The organism is Streptomyces sp. WAC 04229, from assembly GCF_003947455.1.
Taxonomy (GTDB): domain Bacteria; phylum Actinomycetota; class Actinomycetes; order Streptomycetales; family Streptomycetaceae; genus Streptomyces.
The window spans coordinates 1-19,689 of the sequence record NZ_QHJH01000062.1 but is presented as its reverse complement, the minus strand read 5'-3'; the positions used below and the strand labels follow the sequence as shown (position 1 = coordinate 19,689).

Genomic DNA, 19,689 nt, shown 5'->3' with positions numbered 1-19,689 from the left:
CCGTGGCCATCCGGCGCGCCGAAGATCGCGAGAGCGTCCGCGCGCACGACGGCGGCCGGGCCACGGACGGGTCGTCACGGCGGCGGGGTCACGGACGGGTCATCCGCAGCACGTCCAGCGCCTCGTCCAGCTGCTCGCCGGTGAGGTCGCCGCGCTCGACGTACCCGCCCTCCAGGACGACCTGGCGGATCGTCTTCCGCTCGACCAGCGCCTTCTTCGCGACCTTCGCCGCCTCCTCGTACCCGATGTACTTGTTGAGCGGCGTGACCACGGAGGGCGAGGACTCCGCGTACTCGCGCGCCCGGTCCCGGTGCGCGGTGACGCCGTCCACGGTCCGGTCGGCGAGCAGCCGCGAGACGTTGGCGAGCAGCCGTACCGACTCCAGTACGTTCTTGGCGATGACCGGCAGCATGACGTTCAGCTCGAAGTTGCCGGCCGCGCCCGCCGCCGCGACGGTCGCGTCGTTGCCGGTGACCTGGGCGGCGACCATGAGGACGGCCTCGGGGATCACCGGGTTGACCTTGCCGGGCATGATGGACGAGCCGGGCTGGAGGTCGGGCAGCGAGATCTCCGCCAGCCCCGTCCGCGGGCCGGAGGCCATCCACCGCAGGTCGTTCGCGATCTTCGTCAGCCCGACGCCGATGGTCCGCAGCTGGCCGCTCGTCTCGACGATGCCGTCCCGGGCGCCCTGCGCCTCGAAGTGGTCGCGTGCCTCCGTCAGCGGCAGCCCGGTCGCGCGGGCCACCTCCTCGATGACGGCGGCGGAGAAGCCGGGCGGGGTGTTGATGCCGGTGCCGACGGCGGTGCCGCCCAGCGGCAGTTCGGCGAGGCGGGGGAGCGAGGCGTTGAGCCGCTCGACGCCGTACCGCACCTGCGCCGCGTACCCGCCGAACTCCTGGCCCAGCGTGACCGGCGTCGCGTCCATCAGGTGCGTACGCCCGGACTTCACCACGTCGGCGAATTCCTCCGCCTTGCGCTCCAGGGCGTCCGCGAGGTGGTCGAGGGCCGGGATCAGGTCGCGGGTGACGGCGGCGGTGGCGGCGATGTGGATCGAGGACGGGAAGACGTCGTTGGACGACTGGGAGGCGTTGACGTGGTCGTTGGGGTGCACGTCGCGGCCGAGGCGCTCGGTGGCCAGGGTGGCGAGGACCTCGTTGGTGTTCATGTTGGACGAGGTGCCGGACCCCGTCTGGAACACGTCGACCGGGAAGTGCTCGTCCCACCTGCCCTCGGCGACCTCGCCGGCCGCCTCCTGGATCGCGGCGGCGACGTCCTTGTCCAGGACCCCCAGTTCGGCGTTGACCTTCGCCGCCGCGCCCTTGATCCGGGCCAGCGCCTCGATGTGGGCGCGCTCGATCCGCTGACCGGAGACCGGGAAGTTCTCGACGGCGCGCTGCGTCTGCGCCCGCCACTTGGCGTCCGCGGGGACGCGGACCTCGCCCATGGAGTCGTGCTCGATGCGGTAGTCGCTCATACCGGGTACAGCGTGCGGGGCGGTGCGGATGTTCCGGCACCGCCCCCGTTCGTGAGCGCCTAGCCGAGGCCGGGGCCCCGCACCGGGATGCTCGTGAACGTCGGTGCGGGCGCCGGGTCCTGGAAGAAGTCGTTGCCCTTGTCGTCCACCACGACGAACGCCGGGAAGTCCTCCACCTCGATCTTCCAGACCGCCTCCATGCCGAGCTCCTCGTACTCGACGACCTCGACCTTCTTGATGCAGTCCTGCGCGAGCCGCGCGGCCGGCCCGCCGATGGAGCCGAGGTAGAAGCCGCCGTGCGCGTCGCACGCGTCGGTGACCTGCTTGCTCCGGTTGCCCTTGGCCAGCATCACCTTGGAGCCGCCCGCCGCCTGGAACTGCTCGACGTAGGAGTCCATCCGTCCGGCGGTGGTCGGACCGAAGGAGCCGGAGGCGTAGCCCTCGGGGGTCTTCGCCGGGCCCGCGTAGTACACCGGGTGGTCCTTCAGGTACTGCGGCATCTCCTCGCCCGCGTCCAGCCGCTCCTTGATCTTGGCGTGCGCGATGTCGCGGGCCACGACCAGGGGACCGGTCAGGGAGAGCCGGGTCTTGACCGGGTGCCTGGTCAGCTCGGCGAGGATGTCGTCCATGGGCTGGTTCAGGTCGATCTTGACGACGTCACCGGCCTCGTCCAAATGCTCGTCCGTCGTCTCCGGCAGGAACCGCGCCGGGTCGGTCTCCAGCTGCTCCAGGAAGACGCCCTCGGCGGTGATCTTCGCGACCGCCTGCCGGTCCGCCGAGCACGACACGGCGATGGCGACCGGGCAGGAGGCCCCGTGCCGCGGCAGCCGCACCACGCGCACGTCGTGGCAGAAGTACTTGCCGCCGAACTGCGCGCCGATGCCGATCTTCTGCGTCAGCTCGAAGACCTTCTCCTCCAGGTCCTTGTCCCGGAAGCCGTGCCCGAGCGCCGAACCCTCGGCGGGGATCTCGTCCAGGTAGTGCGCGGAGGCGTACTTCGCGGTCTTCAGCGCGTACTCGGCCGACGTGCCGCCGACGACGATCGCCAGGTGGTACGGCGGGCAGGCGGCCGTACCGAGCGAGCGGATCTTCTCCTCCAGGAACTTCATCATGGAGGACTCGTTGAGGACGGCCTTCGTCTCCTGGTAGAGGAACGACTTGTTGGCCGAGCCGCCGCCCTTCGCCATGAACAGGAACTTGTAGGCGCCGCCGTCGGTCGCGTACAGCTCGATCTGGGCGGGGAGGTTGGAGCCGGTGTTCTTCTCCTCCCACATGGTGAGCGGAGCCATCTGCGAGTAGCGCAGGTTCAGGTTCTTGTAGGCGTCGTAGATGCCGCGGCTCAGGGCCGCCTCGTCGCCGCCCTCGGTGAGCACGTTCTGGCCGCGCTTGCCCATCACGATGGCCGTGCCGGTGTCCTGGCACATGGGCAGCACGCCCGCCGCCGCGATGTTCGCGTTCTTCAGGAGGTCCAGCGCGACGAACTTGTCGTTGCCCGACGCCTCGGGGTCGTCGACGATGCGGCGCAGCTGCGCGAGGTGGGCGGGGCGCAGGTAGTGCTGGATGTCGTGGATGGCCTCCTCGGCCAGCTTGCGCAGCGCCTCCGGCTCCACCTTGAGGAAGGTCCGCCCGTCGGCCTCGAAGGTGGACACGCCCTCGGCGGTCACCAGCCGGTACGGAGTGGTGTCCTCGCCCTGGGGGAGCAGGTCGGTGTACGCGAACTCAGGCATCTCGCCCATTCCTCACTAGACATCGCGCGCGGCTGGATTTCGCTGGATCTCTCAGCAACGACGGCTGGCCTCCATCGGCAGCGCCAACCAGCGTAGAACCTGCGCGCGGCGCCGGGCTTGTGAGGTAAGGCTCAGTAAGGTGCGACAAGGTTGTCCACAGGTCTGGTCGCGATCTATCGCGTTTCGGTACGCTGCTGCCGTGGACCTTCAGAAGCACGCCCAGCCCGCACCGCGCACCTCCGAGCTTCGCGCCTCGGACGCCGACCGCGACCGCGTCGCCGACATGCTCCGCGACGCCCTCGCGGAGGGACGCCTCACCGCCGACGAGCACGCCGAGCGGGTCGAGGGCGTGCTGGCCGCCAAGACCGTCGGTGAGCTGGACGTCTTCGTGCGCGACCTGCCCGCCGCGCACCACGGCGGGCCGCCCGCCGCTCCGGCCCCCAGCCGGCCCACGGCCGGCGCCATCCCCCCGGACCCCGACGAGAACGTGGTGGCGGTGTTCAGCAGCGCCGTCCGCAAGGGCCGCTGGCGGGCGAGCCGCCGCATCCACGCGTACGCGGTCTTCGGCAGCGTCGAGATAGACCTGAGCGAGGCCGTCTTCGAGTACCAACAGGTCGTGATCAAGGCCTTCTCCGTCTTCGGCAGTGTCGAGGTCCGCGTCCCGGAGAACGTGTCGCTGCGCGGCACCGGCGGCGGCGTGCTCGGCAATTTCGAGGTGCACACCCTCGACTCCGACGAGCCCGACGCCCCCGTCGTCTACGTGGACGGCTGGGCCGTGCTGGGCCATGTGGAAGCGCGTCCCAAGCGCGGCAAGGTCGTCGCGGACCTCCTGGACCGGGTGCACCGCCGGGTCGAGAAGGGTTTGCGCAAGCACCTCTAGCGCACCGTCCCCAGCCGTTGGGAACCCAGTGCATAGGCACGCGCACAACGGGTAAGCCTTGACGCATCGTCTCTCGCTCGCGAAGCCGTCGTCAGGAGTAGACCGTGCTGCAACCGCCGCATTCGTCCCTGCAGGTAGCTGCCGTTCCGGCCCAGCGGGGGCCGGTGCGGGACAGGGACCAAGACGCTCCGTGGCACACCGAGGCGGTGTGCCGGCGCGACGAGGCCGGACTGTTCTTCGCCCCCTCCAAGGAACCGACCGCCGCCCGGCTCTCCCGCGAGGAGGCCGCCAAGCGCGTCTGCGCCCGCTGTCCCGTCATGGTCGAGTGCCGCGAACACGCCCTCCTCCAGCCCGAGCCCTACGGCGTCTGGGGCGGCCTCACCGCCGCCGAACGCCGCGTGGTCCTGGCCAGGCGCCGCCGCCGCGAGGCCGAACTGAAGAAGGCCCCACGCACGTCGGCGGCCCCCATAGCCGCGGCGGGCTAGCCCGCACCACGCGAAAAGGCACCCTCTCCGCACAGAGGGTGCCTTTCTCACGCCGGGACGGCTCAGCGCCCCAAAGGGGCGCGGGGCGTTGACGATGTGCGGCTCCGCCGCGTGGGCGCGACCAGCCACACCCCACCCGCACCCGCCGACGGACAGGCACCCCCACTTCAAGAGGCGCCCCGCACGACCGACGGAGTCACTTCGCCCGGTCGAAATCCACCGCGCTGTACGCCCGCAGCTTGCTCAGCCGGTGCTCGGAGTCGATCCTGCGCACCGTCCCGGACTTGGACCGCATCACGATCGAGTCGGTCGTCGCCGTCTCCGACCGGTACCGCACCCCGCGCAGCAGCTCGCCGTCGGTGATGCCGGTCGCGACGAAGAAGACGTTGTCCCCGGAGACCAGGTCGTCCGTGGTCAGGACGCGGTCCAGGTCGTGACCGGCGTTGATCGCCCGCTGCCGCTCCTCGTCGTCCTTCGGCCACAGCTTGCCCTGGATGGTGCCGCCCAGGCACTTCACCGCGCAGGCCGAGATGATGCCCTCGGGGGTGCCGCCGACACCGAGGAGCAGGTCGATGCCGGTGCCCTCGCGCAGCGCCAGGATGGAGCCGGCCACGTCGCCGTCGGAGATCAGCTTGATGCGGGCGCCGGTCTCCCGGACCGCCTTGATCAGGCCCTGGTGGCGGGGCCGGTCGAGGATGACGACGGTGACGTCCTCGGGGGTGCGCCGTTTGGCCTTGGCGATCCGGCGGATGTTCACGGACACCGGCGCGTTGATGTCGACGAAGTCCGCGGCCTCCGGGCCGGTGACCAGTTTGTCCATGTAGAAGACGGCGGACGGGTCGAACATGGAGCCGCGCTCGGCGGCGGCCAGCACCGCGATGGCGTTGGTCATGCCGTTGGCGGTCAGCGTGGTGCCGTCGATCGGGTCGACCGCGATGTCGACCTCGGCGCCGGTCCCGTCGCCGACCCGCTCCCCGTTGAAGAGCATCGGGGCCTCGTCCTTCTCGCCCTCACCGATGACGACGACGCCGTTCATCGAGACGGTGTGGACGAGGGTCCGCATGGCGCGCACGGCGGCACCGTCGGCGCCGTTCTTGTCACCGCGCCCGACCCAGCGGCCGGCGGCCATGGCCGCGGCCTCGGTGACCCGCACCAGTTCCATGGCGAGGTTGCGGTCGGGGGCCTCTGAGGGGACGTCCAGCTCGGACGGCAGATGATGCTCGGTCATCGGAGCGCACCTTTCTGATACGACGACGGCCGGATGAGGGTATGGCCATGACTCTATCGTCAGTCCGACAAAATGAGCAGGGGACCCCACGTTTGAGCGGCTCAGGCACCTGCGACGATAGGGGGCGTGGCAGGTATGAAAGGCAAGCAGAAGTCGGCCCGGGACATGATTCTCTCCCTCGGGCTCATCGTCCTCGCGGCGGGCGTGATCTGGATCTTCATTCCGCACGACGACGGCGAACCGGACGTCAAGCGGGTCGACTACCGGGTGGAGCTGCTGACCGCGCAGCGCGCGGCGTCGTACCCGGTGGCGGCGCCCGAGGGTCTGTCCCAGGACTGGAAGCCGACCTCCGTCCGCTTCCAGGGCGACGACTTCGACGCCTGGCACCTGGGTTTCCACGCCCCGGACGGCGAGTACGTGGCGATCGAGCAGTCCACGCGGAAGCCCGCCTCGTTCATCGAGGATGCCAGCCAGGGGTCGCGGGCCACCGAGCGGACCGAGGAGATCGGCGGCCGCACGTGGACCCGGTACACGGGTGGCCGGTACGACGCGCTGGTGCTGGAGGGCGACTCCGCCATGAAGGGCGCGACGACGGTCGTGGCCGGCACGGGGTCGTTCGAGCAGCTGGGCAAGATGGCGGCGGCGCTGAAGCTGGCGTGAACCCCCGCACGGACGCATGACGAAGCCCCCGGCCGCTGGGCCGGGGGCTTCGTCATGCGTCCGTGCGGACGTGCCGGGGATCAGACGGTCGTGACGACCTGGTCGTAGGCGAGGCGCGGGGAGCGCGGGAACCAGGCGTCCGGGCCCGGGCGGCCGATGTTGACGACCATCAGCGGGGTGTGGTCGTCGTCCAGGAACTCCTTGCGGACGCCCTCGAAGTCCAGACCGGTCATGGGGCCGGCGGCCAGGCCCGCGGCGCGGACGCCGACGATGAAGTACGCGGCCTGCAGGGCGGAGTTCAGCAGGGCGGCACCCTCGCGCGCCGGGCGCTCGCTGAAGAAGGCGTCCTTGGCCTGCGGGAAGTGCGGGAAGAGCTGCGGCAGCTCGTCGTGGAACTCGTTGTCCGCCGAGAGGATCGCCACCAGCGGGGCGGCGGCCGTCTTGGGCCGGTTGCCCTCGGCCATGTGCTGGACGAGGCGCTCGCGGGCCTCGGGGGAGCGGACCAGCGTGATGCGCAGGGGGGACTGGTTGAAGGCGGTCGGGCCGTACTTGACCAGGTCGTAGATCGCCTGCACCTGCTCGTCGGTCACCGGCTCGTCGGTGAAGGTGTTCGCGGTGCGGGCCTCGCGGAACAGCAGGTCCTGGGCGGCGGGGTCAAGAACGAGAGACATACGTGATCTTCCTCGATGGTGCGTCGGCTGCACGCCGGTGGGGCGCCGGGAGCCATTGACCGGACCGACGGTACGGGAAAGAAGTTCAAGGTTCAACCAAAAGAGGAGTGCGGTGATCCGCTTCACAGTGCCGACGAAGGAGGAGTGGCCTGGATCACATCGCACCAGCGGTTACTTGTCGCGGGCGCCGGAGTCGTAAAGGGCGGTACACCGCCTCACACAGATGGGAACTCGACATGACCGCCACCGTGAAGGGCCCGGCCTCCTACTTCCCCGCCATCGAGAAGAAGTACGGCCGTCCGGTCGCCGAGTGGAAGGAGCTCATCCGCTCCTCGCCGCTCACCAAGCACATGGAGCTGGTCGGCTGGCTCAAGACCGAGCACGGCCTGGGCCACGGGCACGCGAACGCGCTGGTCGCGCACACGCTGGCGGAGGACACGGCGAAGGGCTAGCGGGTCCCGTCCCCCTCGTCCTCCGCGCCCGCCTCCTCGGCCAGTGCCGCGTCCAGGCGGGCCCGGGCGCCGTCCAGCCGGCGGCGGCACACCTTCGCCAGCTCCTCGCCCCGCTCCCACAGGGCGAGGGACTCCTCCAGCGTCGTACCGCCGGCCTCCAGCCGCCGGACGACCTCGATCAGCTCGTCCCGCGCCTGCTCGTACCCGAGCGCCTCGGACATGGCCGTCGGCTGCTCCACCTCGCTGGTCATCCACCCACCCTATGCGTCGACTCGTACGGAGAAATCGCCCTCGGCGACACGCGCCCGCAGCGCCTCGCCCGGCTCCACCTCGCCGGGATCCCGGACGGCGTGCCCGTCGGCGCGCTGGAGCACGGCGTACCCCCGTTTGAGGGTCGCGGCGGGGGAGAGCGCCACCACGCGCGCGTGCGTGTGCGTCAGCTCGGAGGCGGCCCGGTCGAGGTGGTGCCGCAACGAGCGGCGGCCCCGGTCCAGCAGGGCCGTCACCTGTTCGGCCCGCTCCTCGATCATCCGGTGCGGATCCTGTATCGACGGCCGGGCCAGCGCGTGGGCCAGCCCTCGCTCCTCCCGGTCCACGTAGGCCGCGACGCACCGCCGTGCCCGGTCCCGCAGCTGCCGCACCCGCTCGTACTCCTCGCCGACGTCCGGCACGACCTTCTTCGCGGCGTCGGTCGGTGTGGAGGCGCGCAGGTCGGCGACGTGGTCGAGGAGCGGATTGTCCGGCTCGTGCCCGATCGCCGAGACGACCGGCGTACGGCACGCGGCGACCGCGCGCACCAGCTGCTCGTCGGAGAAGGGCAGCAGATCCTCGACGCTGCCGCCGCCGCGCGCGACGACGATCACGTCCACGTCGTCCCTCGCGTCCAGCTCCTTCACCGCCTGCACCACCTGCGGCACCGCGTGCACGCCCTGCACGGGGACGTTGCGCACCTCGAAGCGGACGGCGGGCCAGCGGTGCCTGGCGTTCTCCAGGACGTCCCGCTCGGCCGCCGAGGCCCGGCCGCACACGAGGCCGATCAACTGCGGCAGGAACGGCAGCGGCTTCTTACGCTCCGGCGCGAAGAGCCCCTCCCGCGCGAGGGCCTTCTTCAGCTGCTCCAGCCGTGCCAGCAGCTCCCCGACACCCACGGGCTTGATCTCGGCGGCCCGCAGCGACAGCTGCCCGCGCGGTGCGTACCACTCCGGCTTGGCGTGCACGACCACCCGGGCACCCTCGCCGACCACGTCCGCCACCGCCTCGAACACCTGCCGGTAGCAGGTGACGCTCACGGAGATGTCGTACGACGGGTCGCGCAGCGTCAGGAACACGACCCCCGCGCCCGGCCGCCGCGACAGCTGTGTGATCTGCCCCTCGATCCAGACCGCGCCGAGCCGGTCGATCCACCCTCCGATCAGCCGCGACACCTCACCCACGGGCAGCGGGCTTTCGGGAGTGGAGTTAACAGCCATGCGCCCGAGCGTAACGGCCGGGTACGACATCCCTGCGGGGCTTGGGCGACAGGGGCCTCGGCACGCACGCGTGCGCCCCGGCGGCGGCAGCCGTGCGCGGCGCCCCGCCCCCGCGCCGCCGGGCTGGGCGGGGGCCGCTCGCCCATGCACGCGTGCGTGCACGCCGCCGGGTGGGCGGACTGGGCGGGGCCGCCCACCCGGCGGTCGCGTCCGGGGAGTCGCCCGCACCGGTCGATGGCGGGTCGGCCCTGCCGGGGCGCCGTGCCGGGCCCGGGGGCGTGCTCGCGCTGCGGCCGGCGCGAGGCGCGCGTGGGGGCCGCGTTCGTCGGATCCTCGTCGCGGGCGTCGTCCGTACCGCCGCGCGCGGGTCACGCCCCCGCCGCGCGCCTCCCGCGTGCCTGGGCCGCCAGGACCGCCAGGCCCACCGCCAGCCAGATCGCCCCCACGACCTGCGCGCTGCCCGACGCCTCCACGATCACCGCGATCGTGATCGCCGCGCCCAGGACCGGCACCACCAGATGCTTCCACCAGTTGACCGGGGCGTCCCCGCGGCGGACCACGAACCAGCCCACCACGCTCGCGTGCAGCAGCGTGAACGCGGTCAGCGCGCCGACGTCGACCACCGACACCAGGTGGTCGAGGCCGTCGTCCCGGCGGGCCGCCCACACCGCCGCCGCCATCGTGATCACCGCCGAGACCAGCAGCGCCACACGCGGCACCCCGGAATCCGTCCGCGACAGCACCCCCGGCAGCCGCCGGTCGCGGCCCATCGCGAACAGCAGCCGCCCGGCCGCCGCCTGCCCGGCCAGCGCCGCGAACGCCGCTCCGATCGCCTTGCTGACCGCGACCAGATCGTGCAGCCAGGTGCCCACCGACGCGTCCACGGCGTCGTAGAAGGCCGACCCCTGCCGCTCCGGCTCCGCCGCCAGCTGCGCCGACGACACGGGCTCGAGCAGCGCCACCAGGTACGTCTGCGCCACGAACAGCACACCCGCCAGCGCCAGGCAGAACAACAGGGCCCGCGCGACCTTCGCCGACCCGCCGGTGACCTCCTCCGCGAACGTCGCGATCGCGTCGAAGCCCAGGTACGACAGCACCGCCACCGACACCGCGCCGACCACCGCCGACAGCGCGAAGGCCCCCTGCGTGCCGTCCCCGGACAGCGGCGACAGCCAGTCGCGCGCGGCCCCGTCCCGCGCCAGGACCACGATCGCCGCCACCACGAACACCACCAGGACCACGATCTCCATGGCGAGCACCAGGAAGCCCACCCGGGCCGCCGCCCGCACCCCCCACAGGTTCAGCAGCGTCGTGACGATCACCGCGATCGCCGTCCACACCCACCGGGAGACCTCCGGAACCAGCGCCTCCATCGCGATGCCGGAGAACAGGTACGCCACCGCCGGGATCAGGACGTAGTCCAGCATCGCCATCCAGCCCGCGATGAACCCCGCCCCGTTGCCGAGCCCCACGCGCGCGTACGCGAACACCGATCCGGCCTGGGGGACCACCCGCACCATCTGCGCGTAGCTGAATGCGGTGAACGCCATCGCGATCGTGGCGACGACGTACACCAGCGCCACCGCGCCGTGCGACTTCGCGTCCAGCGTGCCGAACACGCCGACCGGCGCCATGGGCGCGATGAACAGCAGGCCGTAGACGACCAGGTCCCTGAAGCCCAGACTGCGCCGCAGCTGGTGTTCCTCACCGGCCCCTGGGGCCGTCGTACCGGTCTCCGACATCGTGCCTCCGCCAGCGCCTCGGACCCCGTCTCGAACTCCGCCTCGAACCCCGCATGGAACTCCGGCTCGGAACGTTCCCGTCAGTCTCCCCGGCAACGCCGTACCCACGCGATCTCTGACCCGCCGAACGCGGCCTTACGATGGGTGCCATGACTGCTTCGCCTGGCCGCCGTGTCCTGCTCGCCGCCCCCCGTGGCTACTGCGCGGGTGTGGACCGCGCCGTGATCGCCGTCGAGAAAGCCCTGGAGCAGTACGGGGCCCCGGTGTACGTCCGGCACGAGATCGTTCACAACAAGTACGTCGTCCAGACCCTGGAGAAGAAGGGCGCGATCTTCGTCGAGCAGACGGAGGAGGTCCCCCCGGGGAACATCGTGATGTTCTCCGCGCACGGCGTGGCTCCCGTCGTCCACGAGGAGGCCGAGCGCGGCCGGCTCGCCACCATCGACGCCACCTGCCCGCTCGTCACCAAGGTCCACAAGGAAGCCGTCCGCTTCGCAAACGACGACTACGACATCCTCCTGATCGGCCACGAGGGCCACGAGGAGGTCATCGGCACCTCCGGGGAGGCCCCCGACCACATCCAGCTCGTCGACGGCCCCGAGGACGTCGCGAAGGTCGAGGTCCGCGACCCGTCCAAGGTGGTGTGGCTCTCCCAGACGACCCTGTCCGTCGACGAGACCATGGAGACCGTCGACGCGCTCAAGGACAAGTTCCCGCAGCTCATCTCCCCGCCGAGCGACGACATCTGCTATGCCACGCAGAACCGCCAGCTCGCGGTCAAGCAGATGGGCGCCGAGGCCGACCTGGTGATCGTCGTCGGCTCGCGCAACTCCTCCAACTCCAAGCGTCTCGTCGAGGTCGCCAAGCAGGCGGGCGCCCGCGATGCGTACCTCGTGGACTTCGCCGACGAGGCCGACGAGGCCTGGCTGGAGGGCGTGACCACGGTCGGCGTCACCTCCGGCGCGTCCGTCCCGGACATCCTGGTCGAGCAGGTCCTGGAGTGGCTGTCGCAGCGCGGCTTCGAGGACGTGGAGATCGTCAAGGCCGCCGAGGAGTCGATCACCTTCTCGCTGCCCAAGGAGCTCCGCCGCGACCTGCGCGAGGAGGCCGCGGGCCTGGTGGCGGAGCGGGGCGGTTCGGGTACCGCCGGGGCGTGACCGTCAGTCGCAGGCCGTAACGTGGGTGCCATGCAGATCTTCGGCGTGGACATCGGCGGATCCGGGATCAAGGGCGCCCCTGTGGACCTCGACAGGGGCGACCTCGCCCAGGAGCGCTGCAAGGTGCTGACTCCGCAACCTGCGGATCCCGACGGCGTGGCCGACGGGGTCAAGGAGGTCGTCGAGCACTTCGGCTGGACCGGTCCGGTCGGACTCACCTTCCCGGGCGTGGTGACCGGCGGCGCCATGGTCCGCACCGCGGCCAACGTCGACAAGAGCTGGGTGGACACGGACGCGCGGAGCCTGTTCGCGGAGCGCCTGGGCGGCCTGGACGTGACGGTCGTCAACGACGCGGACGCGGCGGGCGTCGCCGAGATGAACTTCGGCGCCGGGCGCGGCCGGCAGGGCACGGTCGTCCTGCTCACCTTCGGCACGGGCATCGGCAGTGCCGTCTTCCACGGCGGAGTCCTCGTCCCCAACACCGAGCTGGGGCACCTGGAGCTGGACGGCCACGACGCGGAGAAGCGCGCCTCCAGCAAGGTCAAGGAGGACCACGACATGTCGTGGGAGCAGTGGGCCCACCGGGTGCGCAAGTACCTCGCCCACGTCGAGATGCTGTTCTCGCCGGAGCTGTTCATCATCGGCGGCGGAGTGAGCCGGAAGGCACACAAGTTCCTGCACCACATCGAGGGCATCCAGGCGGAGATCGTCCCCGCGCAGCTCCAGAACAACGCGGGGATCGTCGGCGCGGCCATGCACGCGTCCCGCTGACCGCGGCCCTCGCACCGTCCGCCGCGGGTCACCCCGGCGGACGGTTCCGGGCGGCGGCCCGCCGTCGGCGCATCAACCGGATCCTGCGGACGATCACCGTCGATCCCGCGACCAGCGTCCCGCCGTACAGCCACCCGGCCTCGGTGGCCAGCGCGGTCACGATCCCCATCAGCCGCCCCCCGAGGCCGCCGTCCCCGCTCTCAGCCACGGTCACCAGCCCCACCGCGAAGGCGATCGGCACGACGACGGGCGCGGTCAGCAGGTCGCCCCGGCGCACCCAGACCGCGGTGAGCAGGCACACCGGCACGAAGAGCACGCCGTAGACAGTCAGGGACGCTCCGAGGAGCAGCGCGTCGAGCCAGCCGAGCACGACCATGACGGCGGCGCAGAACAGACCGCTGCCCAGACCCGTCAGCCGCGGGTTGGGCATCGTGCGCCGGGCACTCGCCTCCCGCGCCGCCGGACCGGGCCGTCCGGCCTGGCGCCCCGTGGCCGCCCGCGCCGGTCCGCCGCCCGCCCGCGGACCCGCCGGCCGCCCGACCGGACGGCCGGCGGCGCCGCCCCGCCCCTGCGGGGGCAGCGCCGCCCGGCTCCGTCGCGGTCCGTACTGCGCAGGTCGCGTCCCGTGTTGCTCCACTGGACCAACTTAGGTCGGTTTATGTGTCGAATAGGCCGACAGACACGCCGTCGGCCAGACCTGGCCAAGCGTTCGACACCACGCGGGGGTGGTACCGGCCACCCCGTAGACTGGTGGATCGGCCCCTGCCTGGCCCGCCCCATCTCCTCCGCATCCTCACGTACGGGAAGTCGCAACGTGTCGCTCACGATCGGAATCGTCGGTCTGCCGAATGTCGGCAAGTCGACCCTGTTCAACGCCCTGACCAAGAACGACGTGCTCGCGGCCAACTACCCGTTCGCCACGATCGAGCCCAACGTCGGCGTCGTGGGCGTCCCTGACCCCCGCCTGACGAAGCTGGCCGAGATCTTCTCCTCGGAGAAGGTCCTCCCGGCCACGGTCGACTTCGTGGACATCGCGGGCATCGTGCGCGGCGCGAGCGAGGGCGAGGGCCTGGGCAACAAGTTCCTCGCGAACATCCGCGAGTCCGATGCGATCTGCCAGGTCATCCGCGCCTTCAAGGACGAGAACGTCGTCCACGTCGACGGCAAGGTCTCGCCCAAGGACGACATCGAGACGATCAACACCGAGCTGATCCTCGCCGACCTCCAGACCATCGAGAAGGTCCTCCCGCGCCTCCAGAAGGAGTCCCGGATCAAGAAGGACGTCGCGCCGAAGGTCAAGGCCGTCGAGGAGGCCAAGGAGATCCTGGAGAAGGGCGACACGCTCTTCGCCCACGGCATCGTCCAGGGCACCGAGCGCAACGAACTCCTCCACGACCTCCACCTCCTCACGACCAAGCCCTTCCTCTACGTCTTCAACGTCGACGAGGACGAGCTGACCGACGAGTCCTTCAAGAACGAGCAGCGTGCCCTGGTCGCCCCCGCCGAGGCGATCTTCCTCAACGCCAAGCTGGAGTCGGACCTCGCCGAGCTGGAGGAGGACGAGGCCCTGGAACTCCTCCAGTCCGTCGGCCAGGAGGAACCCGGCCTCGCCACCCTCGCCCACGTCGGCTTCCGCACCCTCGGCCTGCAGACCTACCTGACGGCCGGCCCCAAGGAATCCCGCGCCTGGACCATCAAGAAGGGCGCCACGGCCCCCGAGGCCGCGGGAGTCATCCACACCGACTTCCAGAAGGGCTTCATCAAGGCCGAGGTCATCTCCTACGACGACCTCGTCGCCACGGGCTCGGTGACGGAGGCCCGCGCGAAGGGCAAGGCGCGGATGGAGGGCAAGGAGTATGTGATGCGGGACGGCGACGTGGTGGAGTTCCGCTTCAACGTGTAGTCGGGAAACGGGTGCCCGAGCCGGCACGGCGGCGCGTATTCTGCCGCCGTGTCGCTGCGCTTTGAGACTCGTGGGTCCGACTCGTCGTGGGTCGATGCCGTGTGGACCTGCCGGAGTGAGCGGGTGACGGGGATGACGTCCGTCGCCGGGGCGCGTCTGGGGCTGGTGTTCTGGGAGCAGGGCGGGCGGGCGTTCGCCGGGGTGACCGGGCCCGGGACCCGGGCCGGTACGGCGCCGGTGCCGGAGGGGGCGCGGTTCACCGGGATCGAGTTCGCCGTGGGTACGTCGTTGCGGTCCGTGCCCGTGTCGGGGCTGGTCGACGGGGGTGTCGTGCTGCCCGACACCACGCGGCGGACGTTCCGGCTGGACGGAGGGCGCTGGGAGACACCCGGGGCCGACGACGCCGAGGCTCTGGTCGAGCGTCTGGTCGGGGACGGGGTGCTGGTTCGTGATCCGGTCGTCGCCGAGGTGCTGCGGGGGGCTCGACCGGACGTCTCCGGGCGTACGGTCGAGCGGCGGTTCCGGGCCGCGACCGGGCTGACCAGGGGTGCCGTCCGGCAGATCGAGCGGGCCCGCACGGCGGCGGAGCTGCTGGCGGCCGGGGAGCCGGCCGCCGACGTCGTCGGCAAGCTGGACTTCTTCGACGAGCCGCACCTGGCTCGGGCCCTGCGTGCCTATGTCGGCCGCACCGCCGGGCAGTTGCGCGACGGTGCCGGTGGTGCGATCGCCCTCGACCTGGATCAGCGCGCTGATCAGCGCTTGACGTCGTAGACCAGCTTCAGGACGCCGTTCGAGTAGCTCTGCGACTCCCGCAGCGTCAGCATCTGCTTGTCGCGGTCGGACCGGCCGAACAGGCTCTTCCCGGCACCGAGCAGCGTCGGGAAGACGAGCAGGTTGTACTGGTCGATCAGGCCCGCGTCCGCGAGCCGCCGGGCGAGTTCCGCGCTTCCGTGGATGAAGATCCCGCCTCCCTCGCCCTCCTTGAGCGCGGCGACGTCCTCGGTCGAGCGCAGGATGGTCGTCGGTCCCCACCCGTCGACGAGGGCGTCGTCGGACAGCGTGGTCGAGACGACGTACTTGGGCATGTCCTTGTAGGCGGCGTGGTCCTCCGAGCCGGGCCAGACCGGCGCGAACGCCTCGTAGCTGCGCCGGCCGAACATCAGCGCCGTCGTGTCGGCCAGCTCCTCGGCCTTCAGCGACCAGGCCTCCGGCACGAACTCGAGGTCCTTGAAGACCCAGCCGCCGCTGCGGTGCCCCTCACTCGGCCCGCCGCCGGGTGAGTCCACGACGCCGTCGAGCGACATGAAGCCGGTGTAGACCAAGTCACGCATGGTGGTGTCTCCTCTGGGTGGTCGGCGAGCTGTTGAGGCCACGTTAGAGGGCGGTCCGGGGGCTGGTCTTGGACAGAAACGACACGGGGGAGGTCCGGGTCCGCTCTCCTACCGGGTGAGGGTCGTGTCCAGCGCGCTCTCGGCGGCCGCCACGACCGTCCGTGCCTGGAGTTCCACCTGACGGGACACGGGCACCCAGCGCAGCCGCAGCGCCTGCTCGAAGTCGTCGCACCACGCGGTGAACAGGCCGGTCAGCTCCCGGTGCAGTCCCGGGGCGGCCCGGTCGTCCGACGCCTCGAGGAGTCGCAGCAGCAGGCCCGCCGCGCGCAGCGGCTGGCGTCGGGCGACGACGTCGAGGGCACAGACCTCCGCCCTGGTCAGGGGCGCGGGACCGCCGGTGCGGGAGGCGTCGGCCGCCTGCCGGGCCAGCCGGGTCCAGGAGTCGGCGACCAGGTCGTACAGGTCGTCGGCCATCCACTCCAGTACGCGCCGGGGCGGGTCGTCCTCGGCCGGGGGCAGGAATCCGCGGGCCCGGTCGAAGACGGCGGTCACCTGCCGGCCGCTCTCGCGGACCAGCCCGGACAGGTCCCGCAGGACGTGCGCGGCCTCCGGGTGCGGGGAGAGGTCGTCGGCCAGGTCGGTGGCCCACATGGGCACTTCGACGATCGCCGTGACCCCGCCGTACCTCTGGGGCGCGCACCAGGTGGACAGCCCGATGTTCTCGGACCCGGCCGCCAGGCGCGCGGTGCTGTCCGGCGGTGGCAGGACGTGGATCCCGGGAGCGGGGTTGTCCCAGTACAGGGCGTCGTACGTGCCGTGCTGGACCGGGATGCCGAGTTCGGCCGCGGAGGTCCCGAAGGGCGCGGCGAGTGCGGGGAGGTCGCGGGTCAGCTGGACCCAGCCGCCGCCCGCGTCGACGTTGTGCAGGGAGCACTGGAGGTGGGGCCGCAGCTCGTCGACGACGTCGAACAGGGCCCGGCTCTCGGGGAGGTGTCGCGAGACGATCGGCGCCCACTCCGGCTGCTCCGCGGCGACCGGTCGGAAGGCGGCCCGGTAGTAGTCGGCCAGGGTGTGGCCGGGGCCGGCGGTCGCCGCCTCGATGCCGTCGCTCAGCGCGGCGCCGTCGGGGTCGAGGCACAGGACGATGTCCCAGGTGACGAGACGGGGGTCGGTCGCCCTGGACCGCCCGTGGCCCCGCGCCACCCACTCGGCCAGGACGAGAGCGGTCGCGCCGCCGACCGGCTCGTCCGGGTGCGGCCGCGCGACCACCAGGACGTGGCGCGGCCCGTGCCCCACGGACAGCATCTCGATCGCTCGTCCGGCGCGGGACACACCGATGCGGCGCAGGCGGCAGGCCCCGGGGAACCGGGTGACCAGCCGCCGCGCCGACTCGGTGACTTCCGCGACCGTGGGGTAGCGCCTCAGCGTGCGGTGCGTCGCCACGTTCGTCGCGCGGTTCATCGCGTACGGCTCCGCGTCGACTCGGGTGCCGGGTCAGGAACCGCCGTTGCCACCGCTGCCGCCGGTGGTCTCCTTCTTGTCCAGCGGACGGATCTCGATCGTGTTCGCCATGCCGTCTCCTCCCCGTGGGATCGTGGCGCACCGTGTCCGGTGTGCTCTTGTCAGCGTTCGCTCACCAGGTCACTGTTGTCAATGTCCGTTGTTGTCGGGGTGGTTGGGGCTGGGCGAGATGGGCGCGAGCCGGTCGCCTGGTGGCGCGACCGTCGCGCCGCTGACCGCCGTGCGCGCTGATCAGCGCCCCGTCGCGCCGTCGATCAGCTCGCGCAGGATGTCCGCGTGCCCGGCGTGGCGGCCGGTCTCCTCGATCATGTGGGTGAGGGCCCAGCGGACGCTGGGGGCGGGCTTGCCGGGCGGATGCCGGGGGAGTGGTGCGGCGAGGTCGGTGCAGGCGTCGAGCATCCGGTTCGCGCGCTCGACGGCCTCCCGGTAGCGGGCGACCACCTCGGCCACGCCGTCCTCCGGCGCGGCCCGGAACGTCGCTTGCCAGTCCCGTACCTCGGCGCCGAGGAAGAGCGCGCGCTCGACGTGGGTCAGGTGGTGGAGCAGGCCGAGCAGGTTCGTGCCGGACGGGACGGCGGCGGTACGGACCTGAGGCTCGGGGGCGCCGTCGACCTTGCCGGCGACGGAGGTCCGGAGGTAGTCGAGGAACCCGTGCAGGGTCTCGGCCTCGCTGCCTCCGGTCCGGGGCGGCGGGGCGTCCCGGCGCCGGGCGCGTCGAGTGGCGGGGGGCATGGTGACCTCCTTGGTCGGGGTGGGGCGACCGGCCGTTCCCGGCCGCCCGGTCGGGCTGGGACGACCGGCCGTTCCCGGCCGCCCGGTCGGGCTCGGTCGGGCATCGCTCCTCCGTCAGGCGTCGCGTCCCCGCCGCCGCATCAGGCGGCGCGCCGGATGAGCAGGACGTGGTCCACGACCTCGGCGGTGCGACCGCCGGGGCCGGTCGCGCGGCGACGCGGGGAGTCGGCCCGTTCGACCGGGTACGCCGCCGGGTCGAGGCCGATGTCCGCCGCGACCTCGTACGGGCTCGGGTACCGGGCGTCGGGGTCCTGGTTCCACGACCACGGCGCGGTCGAGCCGTGGTCGACGACCAGCAGCCGCCCGCCCGGGCGCAGCGCGTGCGCGGCCGTGCGCAGGAGCGCGGCCCGGTCCAGGTCGAAGGGCGTGTGCAGGTAGTGGGCGCAGACCAGGTCGAACCGGCCCGCCGGGAAGGACGCGCGCAGGTCGTGCCGTTCGGCGGTGACCAGGTGGCCGAGGCCCTGCGCGCGGGCGTGCGCGGCGAGCCGTTCGGTCGCCACGGCCGAGATGTCGACGGCGGTGACCCGCCAGCCCCGCCGGGCGAGCCACAGCGCGTCGCCGCCGTTGCCGCACCCCAGGTCCAGCGCGTCGCCGGGCGGCACCTCGGAGACCGCCTCGGCGAGCCGGTGGTTCGGCCGCGCGTCGCTCGCCGCGGGCCGGGCCGCGTAGAGCCCGTCCCAGAACGTGACCTCGTCGGTGGCGCTCATCGGAACTCCTTCCACTCCTGTCGTGACGCTCGGGTCGTGATGCCGCCAGTCTCGGCGGCCACCGGGCCGTCTGGCACGAAAACTTGCCGTTGTGGCAAGGTGGCCGGATGGACGCCGGAACGGACGAGGTACTCGACGCGGTGGGTCCGAGGCTGCGCGCGCTGCGCCGGGACCGGGGCATCACCCTGGCCCACCTCGCGACGGCGACCGGGGTGTCGGAGAGCACCCTGTCGCGGCTGGAGAGCGGACAGCGCCGGGCCACCCTGGAGCTGCTGCTGCCGCTCGCACGGATCTACGACGTCCCGCTGGACGACCTGGTCGGCGCCCCGCGCACAGGTGATCCGCGGATCCACCTGAAACCCGTCCGGCGCTTCGGCATGGTCTTCGTGCCGCTGTCCCGGCGGCCCGGCGGGACCCAGGCGTTCAAGATGATCATCCCGAGCCGGCCGGCGCCGCTCGAACCGACCCCGCAGACGCACGAGGGCTTCGAGTGGCTGTACGTGCTGAGCGGCCGGCTGCGGCTGCTGGTCGGGGAGCGCGACCTGACGCTGTCCTCCGGCGAGGCCGCCGAGTTCGACACGTCCCTGCCGCACTGGCTGGGCAGCGCCGACGGGGGCGCGGTCGAACTGCTCGTCCTGTTCGGGCTGCAGGGAGTGCGCGCGCATGTGCACAGCGGCTGAACGGCGGGCCGGGGGGACGGCCGGGGAGCGGCCGGGAGG

21 protein-coding genes are annotated in these 19,689 nt (G+C 72.0%); 9 read left to right on the top strand and 12 right to left on the bottom strand.

Annotated elements, in window-relative coordinates:
- Positions 1-88 precede the first annotated feature (88 nt).
- Together DMH12_RS18625 and DMH12_RS18620 are read right to left on the bottom strand one after the other, a co-directional pair.
- Positions 89-1,474 (bottom strand): aspartate ammonia-lyase, encoded by a 1,386-nt coding sequence (locus DMH12_RS18625; protein WP_125492682.1) that lies wholly within the window; start codon positions 1,472-1,474, stop codon positions 89-91.
- 59 nt (positions 1,475-1,533) lie between these two features.
- The gene (locus DMH12_RS18620) at positions 1,534-3,201 is read right to left on the bottom strand and encodes a fumarate hydratase (protein WP_185832392.1); all 1,668 of its coding nucleotides are present in this window, start codon (positions 3,199-3,201) and stop codon (positions 1,534-1,536) included.
- Positions 3,202-3,400: 199 nt separating this feature from the next.
- Between DMH12_RS18620 and DMH12_RS18615 the strand changes: the two genes are divergently transcribed.
- Together DMH12_RS18615 and DMH12_RS18610 are read left to right on the top strand one after the other, a co-directional pair.
- Complete coding sequence (locus DMH12_RS18615) at positions 3,401-4,081, top strand: DUF1707 domain-containing protein (protein WP_125492680.1); 681 nt, start codon at positions 3,401-3,403, stop codon at positions 4,079-4,081.
- A gap of 104 nt (positions 4,082-4,185) precedes the next feature.
- Positions 4,186-4,566, top strand: a complete 381-nt coding sequence (locus DMH12_RS18610; RefSeq protein ID WP_125492679.1) for a WhiB family transcriptional regulator — start codon at positions 4,186-4,188, stop codon at positions 4,564-4,566.
- Between the two features lie 196 nt (positions 4,567-4,762).
- Here DMH12_RS18610 and glpX read toward each other — a convergent pair whose 3' ends face one another.
- Positions 4,763-5,794, bottom strand: coding sequence for a class II fructose-bisphosphatase (gene glpX / locus DMH12_RS18605; protein WP_122616021.1), 1,032 nt, complete (start codon positions 5,792-5,794; stop codon positions 4,763-4,765).
- Positions 5,795-5,920: 126 nt separating this feature from the next.
- Between glpX and DMH12_RS18600 the strand changes: the two genes are divergently transcribed.
- Positions 5,921-6,454: a DUF4245 domain-containing protein gene (locus tag DMH12_RS18600; RefSeq protein ID WP_185832391.1), complete on the top strand. Its 534-nt coding sequence runs from the start codon at positions 5,921-5,923 to the stop codon at positions 6,452-6,454.
- An 80-nt stretch (positions 6,455-6,534) separates the two neighbouring features.
- Here the strand turns inward: DMH12_RS18600 and DMH12_RS18595 are convergent, their stop codons facing one another.
- A complete protein-coding gene (locus DMH12_RS18595) occupies positions 6,535-7,125 on the bottom strand; it encodes a malonic semialdehyde reductase (protein ID WP_125492678.1) in 591 nt (196 codons plus the stop codon).
- A gap of 236 nt (positions 7,126-7,361) precedes the next feature.
- Here DMH12_RS18595 and DMH12_RS18590 point away from each other — a divergent pair, with 236 nt between their 5' ends.
- Entirely contained in the window at positions 7,362-7,577 is a 216-nt protein-coding gene (locus DMH12_RS18590) for a DUF4287 domain-containing protein (protein ID WP_125492677.1), read from the top strand.
- Here DMH12_RS18590 and DMH12_RS18585 read toward each other — a convergent pair.
- The 3 genes from DMH12_RS18585 to DMH12_RS18575 all read right to left on the bottom strand — a co-directional run bounded on the left by DMH12_RS18585 (position 7,574) and on the right by DMH12_RS18575 (position 10,788).
- Positions 7,574-7,828 carry an exodeoxyribonuclease VII small subunit gene (locus tag DMH12_RS18585; protein ID WP_125492676.1) on the bottom strand — a complete coding sequence of 85 codons (255 nt, stop codon included), beginning with the start codon at positions 7,826-7,828 and terminating at the stop codon, positions 7,574-7,576. The two genes, DMH12_RS18590 and DMH12_RS18585, sit on opposite strands and share 4 nt — an antisense overlap.
- Positions 7,829-7,837: 9 nt before the next feature.
- Positions 7,838-9,046, bottom strand: coding sequence for an exodeoxyribonuclease VII large subunit (gene xseA, locus DMH12_RS18580; protein WP_125492675.1), 1,209 nt, complete (start codon positions 9,044-9,046; stop codon positions 7,838-7,840).
- A 368-nt stretch (positions 9,047-9,414) separates the two neighbouring features.
- Entirely contained in the window at positions 9,415-10,788 is a 1,374-nt protein-coding gene (locus tag DMH12_RS18575; RefSeq protein ID WP_125492674.1) for an APC family permease, read from the bottom strand.
- A gap of 140 nt (positions 10,789-10,928) precedes the next feature.
- Between DMH12_RS18575 and DMH12_RS18570 the strand changes: the two genes are divergently transcribed.
- Together DMH12_RS18570 and ppgK are read left to right on the top strand one after the other, a co-directional pair.
- On the top strand, positions 10,929-11,945 hold the full coding sequence (locus DMH12_RS18570; protein ID WP_125492673.1) for a 4-hydroxy-3-methylbut-2-enyl diphosphate reductase: 1,017 nt from the start codon (positions 10,929-10,931) through the stop codon (positions 11,943-11,945).
- Between the two features lie 30 nt (positions 11,946-11,975).
- Positions 11,976-12,716, top strand: a complete 741-nt coding sequence (ppgK, locus tag DMH12_RS18565) for a polyphosphate--glucose phosphotransferase (RefSeq protein ID WP_125492672.1) — start codon at positions 11,976-11,978, stop codon at positions 12,714-12,716.
- A gap of 28 nt (positions 12,717-12,744) precedes the next feature.
- On the opposite strand, the gene DMH12_RS18560 is transcribed toward ppgK, so the two are convergent.
- A complete protein-coding gene (locus DMH12_RS18560; RefSeq protein WP_125492671.1) occupies positions 12,745-13,353 on the bottom strand; it encodes a DUF6542 domain-containing protein in 609 nt (202 codons plus the stop codon).
- A gap of 177 nt (positions 13,354-13,530) precedes the next feature.
- Between DMH12_RS18560 and ychF the strand changes: the two genes are divergently transcribed.
- Entirely contained in the window at positions 13,531-14,619 is a 1,089-nt protein-coding gene (gene ychF / locus DMH12_RS18555) for a redox-regulated ATPase YchF (RefSeq protein ID WP_125492670.1), read from the top strand.
- 48 nt (positions 14,620-14,667) lie between these two features.
- Positions 14,668-15,390, top strand: coding sequence for a helix-turn-helix domain-containing protein (locus DMH12_RS18550; RefSeq protein ID WP_125492669.1), 723 nt, complete (start codon positions 14,668-14,670; stop codon positions 15,388-15,390).
- On the opposite strand, the gene DMH12_RS18545 is transcribed toward DMH12_RS18550, so the two are convergent.
- The 4 genes from DMH12_RS18545 to DMH12_RS18530 all read right to left on the bottom strand — a co-directional run bounded on the left by DMH12_RS18545 (position 15,372) and on the right by DMH12_RS18530 (position 18,970).
- Entirely contained in the window at positions 15,372-15,950 is a 579-nt protein-coding gene (locus DMH12_RS18545) for a dihydrofolate reductase family protein (protein ID WP_125492668.1), read from the bottom strand. The genes DMH12_RS18550 and DMH12_RS18545 overlap by 19 nt on opposite strands.
- A gap of 108 nt (positions 15,951-16,058) precedes the next feature.
- The gene (locus DMH12_RS18540) at positions 16,059-17,375 is read right to left on the bottom strand and encodes a M14 family zinc carboxypeptidase (RefSeq protein WP_185832397.1); all 1,317 of its coding nucleotides are present in this window, start codon (positions 17,373-17,375) and stop codon (positions 16,059-16,061) included.
- A gap of 327 nt (positions 17,376-17,702) precedes the next feature.
- Positions 17,703-18,203 (bottom strand): DinB family protein, encoded by a 501-nt coding sequence (locus tag DMH12_RS18535; RefSeq protein WP_125492666.1) that lies wholly within the window; start codon positions 18,201-18,203, stop codon positions 17,703-17,705.
- 140 nt (positions 18,204-18,343) lie between these two features.
- The gene (locus tag DMH12_RS18530; protein ID WP_125492665.1) at positions 18,344-18,970 is read right to left on the bottom strand and encodes a bifunctional 2-polyprenyl-6-hydroxyphenol methylase/3-demethylubiquinol 3-O-methyltransferase UbiG; all 627 of its coding nucleotides are present in this window, start codon (positions 18,968-18,970) and stop codon (positions 18,344-18,346) included.
- Between the two features lie 107 nt (positions 18,971-19,077).
- Between DMH12_RS18530 and DMH12_RS18525 the strand changes: the two genes are divergently transcribed.
- A complete protein-coding gene (locus DMH12_RS18525; RefSeq protein WP_125492664.1) occupies positions 19,078-19,650 on the top strand; it encodes a helix-turn-helix domain-containing protein in 573 nt (190 codons plus the stop codon).
- The last annotated feature ends 39 nt before the right edge of the window (positions 19,651-19,689 follow it).